The organism is Terriglobia bacterium, from assembly GCA_020073205.1.
GTDB lineage: Bacteria > Acidobacteriota > Polarisedimenticolia > Polarisedimenticolales > JAIQFR01 > JAIQFR01.
Window position 1 is genome coordinate 1 of sequence record JAIQFR010000123.1, and the last position, 12,713, is coordinate 12,713.

Annotated in this window: 13 protein-coding genes; all 13 read left to right on the forward strand. The window is 68.9% G+C overall.

Annotated features, from left to right (window positions below; genetic code table 11):
• Window positions 1–1,359 (forward strand): endopeptidase La (gene lon, locus LAO51_17890; protein MBZ5640612.1); only part of this gene is annotated, 1,359 nt, incomplete at its 5' end.
• A 210-nt stretch (window positions 1,360–1,569) separates the two neighbouring features.
• A complete protein-coding gene (locus tag LAO51_17895) occupies window positions 1,570–2,169 on the forward strand; it encodes an RNA polymerase sigma factor (GenBank protein ID MBZ5640613.1) in 600 nt (199 codons plus the stop codon).
• A complete protein-coding gene (locus LAO51_17900; GenBank protein MBZ5640614.1) occupies window positions 2,166–2,648 on the forward strand; it encodes a hypothetical protein in 483 nt (160 codons plus the stop codon). Before LAO51_17895 ends, LAO51_17900 begins: the two co-directional genes overlap by 4 nt.
• Window positions 2,645–3,403 carry a hypothetical protein gene (locus tag LAO51_17905; GenBank protein ID MBZ5640615.1) on the forward strand — a complete coding sequence of 253 codons (759 nt, stop codon included), beginning with the start codon at window positions 2,645–2,647 and terminating at the stop codon, window positions 3,401–3,403. Before LAO51_17900 ends, LAO51_17905 begins: the two co-directional genes overlap by 4 nt.
• A gap of 6 nt (window positions 3,404–3,409) precedes the next feature.
• On the forward strand, window positions 3,410–4,627 hold the full coding sequence (locus tag LAO51_17910; protein MBZ5640616.1) for a type II secretion system F family protein: 1,218 nt from the start codon (window positions 3,410–3,412) through the stop codon (window positions 4,625–4,627).
• 12 nt (window positions 4,628–4,639) lie between these two features.
• Window positions 4,640–6,292, forward strand: coding sequence for a GspE/PulE family protein (locus LAO51_17915; protein MBZ5640617.1), 1,653 nt, complete (start codon window positions 4,640–4,642; stop codon window positions 6,290–6,292).
• A gap of 28 nt (window positions 6,293–6,320) precedes the next feature.
• A complete protein-coding gene (locus LAO51_17920) occupies window positions 6,321–7,337 on the forward strand; it encodes a hypothetical protein (protein ID MBZ5640618.1) in 1,017 nt (338 codons plus the stop codon).
• Window positions 7,337–8,176 (forward strand): hypothetical protein, encoded by an 840-nt coding sequence (locus LAO51_17925; GenBank protein MBZ5640619.1) that lies wholly within the window; start codon window positions 7,337–7,339, stop codon window positions 8,174–8,176. The genes LAO51_17920 and LAO51_17925 overlap by 1 nt, the downstream gene beginning before the upstream one ends.
• Window positions 8,176–8,793 carry a hypothetical protein gene (locus tag LAO51_17930; GenBank protein MBZ5640620.1) on the forward strand — a complete coding sequence of 206 codons (618 nt, stop codon included), beginning with the start codon at window positions 8,176–8,178 and terminating at the stop codon, window positions 8,791–8,793. The genes LAO51_17925 and LAO51_17930 overlap by 1 nt, the downstream gene beginning before the upstream one ends.
• A complete protein-coding gene (locus tag LAO51_17935; GenBank protein ID MBZ5640621.1) occupies window positions 8,793–9,431 on the forward strand; it encodes a hypothetical protein in 639 nt (212 codons plus the stop codon). Before LAO51_17930 ends, LAO51_17935 begins: the two co-directional genes overlap by 1 nt.
• A gap of 22 nt (window positions 9,432–9,453) precedes the next feature.
• Entirely contained in the window at window positions 9,454–11,892 is a 2,439-nt protein-coding gene (locus tag LAO51_17940; GenBank protein MBZ5640622.1) for a hypothetical protein, read from the forward strand.
• Window positions 11,893–11,905: 13 nt separating this feature from the next.
• On the forward strand, window positions 11,906–12,403 hold the full coding sequence (locus LAO51_17945; protein ID MBZ5640623.1) for a type II secretion system GspH family protein: 498 nt from the start codon (window positions 11,906–11,908) through the stop codon (window positions 12,401–12,403).
• A gap of 38 nt (window positions 12,404–12,441) precedes the next feature.
• Window positions 12,442–12,713 (forward strand): prepilin-type N-terminal cleavage/methylation domain-containing protein (locus LAO51_17950; protein ID MBZ5640624.1); only part of this gene is annotated, 272 nt, incomplete at its 3' end.

Genomic DNA, 12,713 nt, shown 5'->3' on the forward strand with positions numbered 1-12,713 from the left:
AAGGGGCCGATCCTCTGCTTCGTCGGCCCGCCCGGCGTCGGAAAGACGTCGCTCGGCCGCTCGATCGCCCGGGCGCTGGGTCGGAACTTCGTCCGGCTGTCGCTGGGGGGTGTCAAGGACGAGGCGGAGATACGAGGGCACCGGCGGACCTACGTCGGCGCCATGCCCGGACGGGTCATCCAGGGGATCCACCAGGCGGGGTCGGGCAATCCGGTGTTCATGCTGGACGAGGTGGACAAGATTGGCGCCGATTTCCGCGGAGACCCCTCCGCGGCACTGCTCGAGGTCCTGGATCCCGAGCAGAACTTCTCGTTCCGCGACCACTATCTCGGGCTCCCCTACGACCTGTCCAACGTGCTGTTCATCACCACCGCGAACCTCCTCGATCCGGTCCAGCCCGCCTTCCGCGACCGGATGGAGGTCATCCGCCTGTCGGGCTACACCGAGGAGGAGAAGCTCATGATCGCGCGGCGACACCTCGTACCGCGCCAGGTCTTGGAAAACGGCCTGAAGCCCGCGCAGATCGAGTTCTCGGAGAACGCGATCAAGGCCCTGATCTCCGACTACACCCGCGAGGCGGGGCTCCGGAACCTCGAGCGCTCCATCGCGTCCGTCTGCCGCAAGGTCGCGAGGCACGTGGCCGAGGGGCGCAAGGGGAAGGTGAGGATCATCGCGTCGAGCCTCGAGTCCTACCTCGGCGCGGCGCCGGCGACCAGGGAGGACGCGCTCGCGGAGGACCAGGTCGGAGTGGCGACCGGACTCGCGTGGACCGAAGCCGGCGGCGACGTACTGTTCGTGGAGGCCACCACCATGAAGGGGCGCGGCAGCCTGATCCTGACCGGGCACCTCGGGGAGGTGATGAAGGAGTCGGCCCAGGCCGCGCTCTCGTACGCCCGCACCCGGGGGACAAGCCTCGGCATCCCCGCGGACTTCTTCGAGGAGAGGGACGTGCACGTGCACGTCCCCGAGGGGGCGATCCCCAAGGACGGGCCGTCGGCGGGGATCACTATGGCCACCGCGATGCTCTCGGCGTTCACCGACCGGCCGGTGGCACGCGACGTGGCGATGACCGGTGAGATCACGCTCAGGGGGAACGTCCTTCCGGTCGGCGGGATCAAGGAGAAGGTCCTGGCGGCGCGACGCTCCGGTATCCGGACCATCGTCCTACCCGAAGTGAACCGGAAGAACCTCGAAGACATCCCGCCGGGCCTGCGGAAAGACCTGCGGTTCGTCTTCGTCCGGGACATTCAGGAGGTGTTCGCGGTGGCGCTGAGGGAGCCCGGAGCGCAGGCCGGCGAGACCGCTTCCGGCGGCGGCGGGAAGGGCGCGGCCCATGCCCGCGCGCCTCGGGCCCACTGAAGGGCCGTGCGCGTCTTCGGCCCGACCCGAGCGTCGCCGCCGCGCCGCCGTTCCTTGACCCTCAAGGACCGGCTCCCTAGAATGCGGTTCCTGGGACCGTCCCCGAGGACGGTCCTCATTTTTTTGGGACCCGGCTAGACGCCGGGGCGGCGTAGTCCGTACCTCGATACGGCTCCTGCCCCGGTCCGACGTGTCCCGGAAGCCGAGCGGATGCGGGACGAGACGGAGCTGATCGGCGAAGCCGCGCACGGCGACGCGGGAGCGTTTGAGGAGCTCGTGCTCCTCAAACGAGAGCGCGTCGTCCGGACGGCCTATCAGATCACGGGCGACTTCGAAGACGCCCGCGACGTTGCGCAGTGGGTGTTCGTCCGGCTCTGGAAGGTGCTCCGGCGCTTCGACCCCGGACGTCGGTTCGACACGTGGCTGTACAGGATCACCGTGAACGCTGCCATCGACCTGCTTCGCGAAAAGGGACCCCGGGGCACGCTCCAGCCCCTGCCCGACGAGCCTCTGGACCTCGAGGCGGACGAGCCCCGGTCCGCGGAGCGGTCGCTCGATCTCAAGGAGCTGCAACGGGCGTTCCTGCACCTCGCCTCCCGGCTCGCCCCGAAGCAGAGGGCGGCTTTCGTGCTCCGCGAGATCGAGGGGCTTTCGACCGAGGAGGTCGCTCGAACCTTGGGCGTCCGCGAATCGACGGTGAGGAACCATCTCCTCCAAGCTCGCCGGGTGCTCCGCGCCGGCTTGGAGCGGGAGTACCCGGGGCTCGTTCCCACTGAGTTCCGGCGGACGCCGCCGGGGAGGGACCGTTGAGCGGCCACCCCGATCTCCCGCGCCTCGATTACCTGCCGGAGGCCGACCGGCGGGAGGTGCTCCGGCACCTTCACGTCTGCGCGGCGTGCCGGCGGCAGGCGATCGCCGACGATCCGTCGCGCGTCTTCGCGCTCCTCGCCGCCCGGGAGGTGCCCCGTGGCGTTCTGGAGCGGGTCTCGTCCGGCGTGGCCGAGGCGGTTCGACGCGGGGAGACCGCTTCGACTCACCTTCGCCCGCGACGCCTCCGCGCCACAGCGGCATGGGCGGCGGCGGCGGCGCTCGCTGCCGCCCTGCTACTTCCGCTCGCCGGGGACTTCGCCCGGCCCGGTCCGAAGGGGGTGGCTGCGGTCCTCGCCCCCGCTGCGGTCCCGCGGGCAGGGGCGGAGGTGGTTTCGCCTCCCGGCCAGGCCCAGGTGGTCAACCTCACGGTGGGGGAGACCCAGCTCGTCATGATCTTCGATCCGAGGATCGACCTGTGACCGGCGCGTCCGCACGCTTCGCGCGGGTCGCCGTCGTCCTCGCGGCCGCCTCCGTCGCCGCCGTGGCCGCCGCCCCGGCGCCCGCGAGGGCGGTCGAGGCCGGCGCGACGCGAGTGGAGCCGATCCTCGCCCGGGCCTACGAGGTGCGGTTCCGCCCCCTCAAGGACGCGGCCGATCTCGTCGGATCGGTCCTGTCCGCCGACGGCTCCGTGACGCTCCAGCCCAAGCTCAGGACCATCGTCGTTCAGGACCGCGCGGCGGTTCTCGACCGGGTGGCGTCCCTCCTCCAGAGCTTCGATCTTCCCCCGCGGAGCGTCGAGGTCACGCTGAGTCTCTTCCTCGGCACCGACCGGCGCGACGAGGAGGCGGGGCGCCAGGCGCATGCCGAAGGGGTGTCGCGCGAGGTCCGCGGCGTGACGGAGACCCTCGGCGATGTCACCAAGTGGAACGCGTACGAGCCGCTCGGCAGCCGCTCGGTGGTCGGGGCGGAGGGGGCGGCGGTGACCGTGAACCTCTCCGACGAATACCGGGTGACCTTCGAGGTGGAGTCGGTGACCGAGCCCCAGGGAGTGATCACGCTCCGCAAGGTGTCGCTGAAACGCGTCAGCCGTGGCGCCGACGGCGTCGAGCGGCTCGAGGACATCGTGTCCACCTTCGTCGTCATCCCCAAGGGAAAGCTGCAGGTGATCGGGGCGGCGAAGAGCCCGGACTCCAAGAAGGCGCTGTTCCTCAGCCTCCAGGCGAGGCCGAGGTAACCGCCGATGCCCCAGTTCTACTGCCGCATGGCCGCGCCCACCGGCGAGATCGTCGAGCGGGTCCTCACCGGGATCGACGAGGCCGCGCTCCGGCGCGAGCTCGAGGACAAGGACTTCCTCGTCCTCGATCTCAAGCGCAGGAGCCGCGCGCTCCAGGCGGCAGCGGAGGTCCTGAGGATCCGCGCCAGGGTCTCGACGCGCGAGTTCCTGTTCTTCAACCAGGAGCTGTCGGCGCTGATCCGGGCCGGACTCCCGATCCTGACCAGCCTCGACATCCTCCTCGAGCGGAGGACGAACCCGGCGTTCCGCCGGGCGCTGGCCGACATCAGGGAGCGGGTCAAGTCGGGGGAGATGCTCTCGGAGGCGTTCGCGGCGCAGGGGGATCTCTTCCCGCGCCTCTACTGCTCGAGCCTGGCGTCGGGCGAGCGGTCGGGAGAGCTTCCGACGGTGCTCAAGCGGTACATCGCCTATACGCGCACGCTCCTCGCGGTCCGGAGGAAGGTCGTCTCGGCGATGACGTACCCGGCGATCCTCCTCGCCCTGTCGGTCGGCCTCGTCACCCTGATGACGTTCTACATCATCCCGAAGTTCACCTCGTTCATGACCGAGTTCGGCACCGAGCTGCCGCTCGTCACCCGCTTCATGATGGGCACGGCGAACTTCGCGCGGGACCACTGGATCCTCCTGTTGGGAGGGCTCGCCGCGGTCCTCGCCGCGACCGCCGCCTGGCAGAGGAGCGGCAAGGGCAAGGTCGTGCTCGACGGCTTCAAGCTCAGGCTGCCGATCGTCGGCGGGGTGATCCACGATTACGCCCAGAACCGATTCACCCGGACCCTCGGGACCCTCGTGGCGGGAGGGATCCCGCTGGTCACCTCGCTGGATCTGGCGGCCCGCGCCGTCGGGAACGCGCTGTTCGAACGCGAGCTGACCCGGGTCGCGGTCCGCGTGCGCGAGGGGCAGTCGCTCTGGGAGTCGCTGGAGCGGACCGGCCTGATCAGCGACATCGCCATCGAGATGATCAAGGTGGGAGAGTCCACGGGCTCCCTCGAGGAGATGCTGGAGAGCACGTCGGAGTTCATGGACGAGGAGATCGACTTCCGGCTGACGCGCGTGGTATCGCTGATCGAGCCGCTCATGCTGGTGTTCATGGCCGTGGTGGTCGGCACGATGCTGCTGGCCATCTACCTCCCGCTGATCCGCACGTATGGTCAGGCCAAGTTCTGACCGGAGACCCCGATGGCCGAAGAGACGAAGACCCGGGACGAGAAGGCGGCGCTCGCCGCGGAGCGCGAGGCGGGGGGGGAGATCCTCTCGGAGGAGATCCAGGCCCAGCGGCTCGCGGAGCGTCTGGGCATCGAATACGTCGACCTCGAGCACTTCGAGATCGACCCGGATCTGTTCCGCTCGCTCCCCGTCGACCTGATGTTCCGCTTCAACTTCGTCCCGCGGCACCGCACCGAGAAGGGGCTCGTGCTGGTCGTGGCGGATCCCACCGACGTGCTGATGATCGACGAGCTCGAGCTCCTGCTGGGGGCCGCGATCGAGGTCTGCGTCGGCACGCCCACCGCGATCCAGGAGATCCTGAAGAAGAGCGAGTCCTCCCAGCGCGTCCTGGACGAGGCCACCGAGGAGTTCAAGATCCAGATCGTGACCGAGGACGAGGAGACCGGGGAAGAGACCCTCTCCATCGACAAGCTGACCTCGGACTCGTCCCCGATCATCAAGCTCGTGGACTCGACGATCTTCAACGCGCTCCAGCGCCGGGCCTCCGACATCCACATCGAGACCCGCGAGCGGGAGGTCGTGATCAAGTACCGGATCGACGGCGTCCTCTACCAGGCGATGGAGCCGATCGACAAGAAGTTCCACTCGACGATCATCTCCCGCATCAAGGTGATGTCCGAGCTGGACATCTCCGAGAAGCGCGTTCCGCAGGACGGGAGGTTCAAGCTCCGGGTCAAGGGGAGGAACGTGGATTTCCGCGTGTCCATCATGCCGAGCGTCCACGGCGAGGACTGCGTCATCCGGATCCTGGACAAGGAGTACACCAGCGAGGCGTTCGCGCAGCTGAGCCTCGACATCTGCGGCTTCGAGGAGCGGGATCTCCTGCGAATCCGCCGCTTCATCCGGGAGCCGTACGGGATGGTGCTGGTCACCGGCCCCACCGGATCGGGGAAGACGACGACCCTCTACGCGGCGGTCTCGGAGATCCGGACCGAGGAGGACAAGATCGTCACCATCGAGGACCCGGTGGAGTACCAGCTCCCCGGGATCACCCAGATCCCGGTGAACGAGAAGAAGGGGCTGACCTTCGCCCGGGGCCTCCGCTCGATCCTCCGCCACGACCCGGACAAGATCATGGTCGGCGAGATCCGCGACGAGGAGACCGCGCAGATCGCGATCCAGTCCGCGCTCACCGGCCATCTGGTGTTCACCACGGTCCACGCCAACAACGTGGTGGACGTCGTCGGCCGGTTCCTGAACATGAACGTCGAGCCGTACAACTTCGTCTCGGCCTTGAACTGCATCCTCGCCCAGCGCCTCGTCCGCCTGATCTGCGCGACCTGCCGGCGGCCGGTCCGCGCGAGCCGCGAGATGCTGCTCGCCTCGGGTCTCGACCCGGCGCGGTACAGCGACTACACGTTCTACGAGGGGAAGGGGTGCATCGACTGCAACGGGACGGGGTACCGGGGGCGGACGGCGATCGCGGAGCTCCTGGACATGTCGGACCGGATCCGGGAGATGATCCTGCAGCGCAAGCCGGGCTCCGACATCAAGCGGGCCGCCAAGGAGGAGGGGATGACGTTCCTCCGCGAGGCGGCGCTGGCGAAGGTGTTCGTGGGGAAGACGTCGCTTCAGGAGATCAACAAGGTGACGTTCGTCGAGTGATCGCGTTCCCGGAGGAACCTTCGAATCCATGATCTCCCTGGCTGCCCTGCTGAAACCGATCCGCGGGCTCGACCTCGAGCGGTTCGCGGCCCTGCGCGCGTCGAGCCCGCCGGTGGCGGTGGACGTGGACCGCGACGAGATGCTCCTCGTCCGTCTGAGGCGGCGGCGCCGTGGAGCGCCGAAGCTCGAGGCCCACGCGAGCCGTCCGACGCCGGACCACGGCGCGGGGATCTCGATGCTTCGCCCGGGCCTCGGCACCCTGAAGGACACGGCGCGCGTGATGCGGGAGCTGTTCGAAACCAGCGGGACCCGCCCCGGCCGGGTGTCCCTGGTGCTTCCCGACAACCTCGCCAGGGTTTCGCTGATCAGCTTCCCCGATCGCCCTCCGAACCGGCGTCACCTGGACGAGATGGTCCGGTTCAAGCTGCGGAAGACGGTGCCGTTCCGGCTGGAGGAGGCGACGATCTCCTACCAGGTGCTTCCCAGCCAGGACAGGGAGACCCACGTTCTGGTCGCGCTGATGCTCCGGTCGGTGGTCGAGCAGTACGAGCAGGTGCTCGAGGCGGTCGGAGCGAGGCCCGGCCGCGTCGACCTCAGCACGCTGAGCCTCTTCAACCTCTGCCGGCGCGAGATCGGGAAGGCCTCGGCGAGTGAGCGGGACGTGGCGCTCCTGAACTGCGCGCGCGGCTACTTCTCGCTGCTCATCGTCCGGGGAACGCGGCTCCTGTTCTACCGCTCGAAGTCCCTCGCCGAGGGGAACGGGTCGGCGGAGACCGCGGAGCCCGTGCTGAACCGCGAGCTGGCCACGTCGGTGTCGTACTACCAGGAGAAGCTGGGCGGGCAGGCCATCACGACGACGTTCGTGCGCGACGTCACCGCGCCTCCAGGGGCCCGATCCGGCTCCCTCGAGGCGCTGGGGCTCGGGACCGTCGTGCCGGTGGACCTCTCCGGGAGCCTGATGCTCGCGAACGGAGGCCGCCTCGACCCGGAGGCGGGCCAGAGGATCGCCCCGGCGGCGGGCGCGGCGTTGGGTAGGGGAGAGTGATGCAGCCGCTCGACCTCAACCTCTCTTCGCATCCCTTCCGCAACAACACGCTGCTCTGGGCGGCTCACGTCGCGGCCTGCGCGTCGCTCCTGGCCTTCAGCGCCTGGAACGTGAGCGCGTTCCTCGAGGCGGGCCGGTCGCTCGGAAAGCTCCGGGGGCAGGTGGCCGAGAACGATCGCCGGGCGAGCCAGCTCGATCTCCGCGAGAAGCGGGCGGACGCCGGGATCGGCCGCCACGACCTCAAGGACCTGTCGCTGCAGTCCACCACGGCGAACGACGTGATCCTGATGAGGGCGCTCTCCTGGACCCGCCTGTTCAACCTGCTGGAGAAGGTGGTCCCCTACGAGGTCAAGACGACGGCGATCCGGCCGACGTTCGGCGCATCCGCCGTCCGCGGGCCGGACACGGCGCTCCCCGAAGGGGCGGTGCCCGTGGCGATCCAGGGAACCGCCCAGAGCCTCGAGGCCTTCCTGGAATTCGAGCGAGCGCTGCTGATGGACGCGCACTTCGACGAGGTGGAACCCGAGAAGAGCGACATCGTCGAAGGGGGCGAGGTCGCCTTCGAGGTGAGGTTCCTGTACTTCCCCGAGGGTCGGGGAGGCCGGAAGGAGGTCCCGGACCTTCCCCACGTCCTGGCGGCGGCCGCCGAAGAGCAGGGGTCCGCGGACGAGGCGCCCCCGCCGGCGGGCGTTCCGTCCCCGCCGCCGGCGGCCGTCGCGGTCCCGGCCCAGAGCGCCTCCGCCGCCGCGGCGGCGAAGCCGGAGCCGGAGGGCTTGAAGCCGGCCGCGAAGGGACCCGGGCGGCCGGGCCGCCCGCGGGCCGGGGGGAGGCGGCACTGATGTCCCCCCGCAAGCTCCGTTTCGACGTCCGCCAGATGGGCCGCCAGATCCTGACGGTGTACCTCGTGCTGCTGATCGCCAACGTCCTGGGCTACGCCTTGCTGGTCCGCCCGAAGGCGCGGAGCTTGAGCGAGCTCCGGGCGGAGAGCGAGCCCACGCGCGAGCGGCTCAAGCGGCGGGAGGAGGAGGTCAAGGGGCGCGAGGCGTTCCTCGCGGGGCTCGACCTCGCGAAGCGCGAGATGGAGCGTCTCCGCACCGAGGTGCTCTCGACGCGCGACCGGCGGATGATCGAGGTGCAGCTCGAGGTCGCGCGGATCGCCCGCGAGTTCGGAATCAACTACAAGCAGGTGCGGTACGACAACAAGAAGCTCCCGGACGAGGGGCTGGACGCGATGACCATGGTCGTCCCTCTCGAGGGCGGGTACGCCAACCTCCGCAAGTTCCTCCAGGCCGTGGAGAGCTCGAACAAGTTCCTGGTGATCGAGCAGGTGGCGCTGGCCCAGGGCCACGAGGGGGGCGCCATCCTCCAGCTGAACATCGCGCTGGCGACCTACTTCGACGATCCCGAGGCCCGGGCGTCGCTCGGTTACCGGCGGCACGCGGCCAAGAAGGCGTGATGGCGAGGAAGCTCTCCGCCCGCGAGGGGGTTCTGCTGGGCGTGCTCGCCGCGGCGGGGATCGGGTACATGTGGTTGACCTCGGGCCCCGACCAGGCTGGTCGAGCGGGGACGGCGAGGGACGCGGGGGCGAAGAAGGGAAACATCAGCGCCCAGCGCCCCCCGGTCGTCCGGATGGACCTGCTGACGGCGAAGACCGAGAAGTACGACGATCAGGGGCGCGACCTGTTCAAGTACAGCCAGCGTCCGCCGTCGGCGGCGGAGATCCGGCGCCTCCGCGAGGAAGCCGCGAGGCGGCAGAAGGAGATGGAGGAGGCGAACAAGCGCGCGGCCGAGGAGGCGGCGCTCCGCCTGCAGGAAGCGCAGGCGAAAGCGAAGGAGGCCGTGCTCCACCCGCAGCCGCCGCCACCGCCGACGCCGCCGTCGATCGACCTGCGCTACCTCGGCTACCTCGGGCCGAAGGACAACCGGATCGCGGTGTTCGAGGACGGGAAGGACCTCCTGGTGGCCCGCAAGGGAGAGGTCGTCAAGGGGCTGTTCCGCGTGGTGGACGTGAAGTGGGAGACGGTGGTGATGGGCTTCGTGCAGCCGGAGTTCAAGGGACAGACGCAAGAGATCGCGATGACGCACGGCAAATGAACGGCCAGAGGGAGACGTGTCGATGAGAACGTACCGAGCGGTTGCAATCGTCGTCGCCGGCGCCTTCCTCTTCGGATGCGCGGCGCAGAACGCATATCGGCGGGCAGAGTCGGAGTCCCAGCGGGAGAACTGGGACCAGGCCGTGCTGGGGTACAGCAAGGCGCTGGCCCTCGATCCGGGCAACACGCGGTACAGCGTCGCCCTCGAGCGCGCGAAGCTCAAGGCGTCGGCCGATCATTTCGAGAAGGGGAAGCGCTACGCGTCGGCCGGCCAGTGGGACCTGGCGGTCGCCGAGTTCCAGCAGACGCTGCTCCTGAACCCCGGCAACCAGCATGCCGACACCGAGCTGGGCCGCGCGTTGGTCCAGCTCCAGCGGCGCAACCAGGGGCCGTCGGAGATCGAGCGGCTCAAGGCGAAGGCGAAGCGCGAGTCGCTGTCTCCCCCGAAGCTCTCGCCGCGATCGAACATCCCGATCCTGCTCCAGTTCCGCGAGCAGCCGGTGGGGAAGATCTTCGAGGCCATCGGCAAGGCGTCGGGCATCAATTTCATCTTCGACGACAAGACCGACCTCACGAAGCCGATGACCGTCGACATCGGGAACGTCACGCTGGACAAGGCGCTCGACATCCTGATGCTCCAGACCAAGAACTTCTACAAGGTCATCGACGAGTCGACACTCCTGATCGCGCCGGACAACCGGCAGAAGCGCGGGGAGCTCGAGGACCAGGTCATCCGGACCTTCTACCTGTCGAACGGCGAGGTGAAGCAGGTCCAGACGCTGCTCAGGACGCTGCTGAACACCCGGCAGATCGCCGAGAACGATCCGCTGAACGCCATCAGCATCAAGGACACGCCGGACAAGGTCGCCATCGCCGAGAAGATCATCGACGCCAACGACAAGGCGAAGGGGGAGGTCGTCATCGACGTCGAGCTCCTCGAGATCAACCGGACCATGGCCCGCACCCTCGGAATCGACCTCAGTTCGAAGTCGCTGTCGCTCGCGTTCCGCGACGGCAAGCAGTCGCTGCCGCTGAACAACCTCAGCATCCTGAAGCAGCAGGGGAACTGGCTCGTCGGGACGATTCCGGGCGTGCTGCTGAACTTCCTCAAGAGCGATTCGGACAGCAGGACCCTGGCCAAGCCGCAGCTCAGGGTGACGGAGGGGGAGAAGGCCGAGATCCTCATCGGCCAGAGGATCCCGATCCCGACGACCTCGTTCAACACGTCCGTCAACACCGGCGGTATCACCGGCGGAGTCGTCCCGATCACGTCGTTCACCTATCAGAACGTGGGTATCACGGTCCAGCTCGAGCCGCGGGTTCACCACAACAAGGAAGTCACCCTCAAGATGGAGGTCGAGATCTCGAGCCTCGCGGGGAGCATCGCGGTCTCGGGAGGGATTTCCCAGCCGATCATCGGGACCCGGAACATCAAGACGGTCATTCGGCTGAGGGACGGCGAGACGAACCTCCTGGCGGGCCTGATCAAGCGCGACGACTCCGAGACGCGAACGGGCATCCCGGGGCTCTCCGAGATCCCGGGCCTCGGGAAGGTGTTCAGCAACAACGACACCTCGAGGTCCGAGACCGACATCGTGATGACGATGACCCCCTACATCATCCGGATCCCGGACATCACCGAGGCGGACCTCACGCCGCTCTGGGTGGGCACCGAGGACAACATGAGGCTCCGCCTCCCGGCGCGGAACCCGTTCAACCAGTCGCCGTTCTCGCCGACGGAGGAGGGGGCGCCCGAGGGCGGGGGCGTGACCACGGAGCCGGGGGCGGCGCCCTCCCCGGGCAGCGAGGCACCGGCGGGCGCGCCGTCGGGCGGTACCGTCGGCGGAGAGTCCTTCGTCGCCGCTCCCGGCGGCACCGCGGAGAAGACCCCGGTCACGACGGCTCCGACGACGGAGCCCGCGCCCGCTCCCACGGACCAGGGGGGCGGAGGGGAGGCGGCGCCGGCTCCCAACAGCCCACCACCAGAGCCCACGCCGCCGACGACGACCCCGGAGAAGCAGCAACCCGCCACGCCGCCGCCGCCCGCCGTCGTGCGACTGGTGCCGTCGGCGATGACGTTCAGGGTCGGAGACATCCTGACCGTCGAGGTCAGGATCGAGAACGCGACCGGGGTCGGCTCGGTTCCGTTCCACCTGCGTTACAACCGCCAGGCGCTGGAGTTCGTGCCGCCGGCGACGAAGGGGCCGTTCCTCGAGAGCGACGGGACGAACGCGGTGTTCCTGGCCACGGACGTGGCCGGCGGCGGGGAGGTCGTGGTGGGGCTGTCCCGCATGGGAGGCGGGGAGGGCGTGAGCGGATCCGGGATCCTGGCGACCTTCCAGTTCCAGGCGGTCAACGCCGGGGATTGCGGCTTCGCCTTCACCGGCGCGAGCGTGAAGGACTCCCAGGCCAAGAACCTCCCGGCGACGTTCCTGTCCGCCGGGGTCCAGGTCGGACCCTGAGGAGAACGAGGCGATGCTCGGGCGACCGGAGGGAATGGCGCGGCACGCGGAGGCGGGGGTGACCCTGATCGAGCTGATCTGCGTCACCGCCATCGTCCTGATCCTCGCCGGGGTCGCCCTGCCGGTGGCGAACACGTGGGTCAAGCGCCAGAAGGAGATGGAGCTGCGCCAGGCGCTCCGGCAGATCCGCGAGGCGATCGACCGGTTCCAGGCGGACGTCCAGCGGGTCCCCAGCATGCGGCAGAGCAAGATGAACGCGGTGAACCAGGACGGTTACCCCGAGAAGATCGAGTGGTTGTACGAGGGGTACGACATCGGGGACGCCGCGAGGACGCGATTCAAGTACCTGAGGCGCCTCCCGCGGGACCCGATCACCGGGAAGCGGGAGTGGGCGACCCGGTCGAGCCACGACCGGCCGGACGCCCACTTCAGCGATGGGATGAACATCTTCGACGTGCGCTCGAAGAGCGAGGCGGTCGCGCTCGACGGGACGAAGTACTCGGACTGGTAGGGAGGCTCACCGTGCCGGCAGAACGGGTCGAGGGCGGGATCGCGAGGCGGCGGTCGGGCGGCTTCACCCTCATCGAGCTGCTCGTGGTGGTCGCCATCATCGGGATCATCGTCACCATCGCGTCGGGCCAGTACCAGCGCTCGATCCGGAAGGCGCAGGAGGCGGTCCTCCGTTCATCGTTCAGCACTCATCGTTCATCGTTTCGAGGTTGTCGTGAGCTGGTTCGCTCGCACTGTCTACCGACTGCTGGTCTGGAAAGAGCGCCAGCGCGCTACGAGAGCGAAGCGGTCGAAAGTCGTGGAGAAGGCAG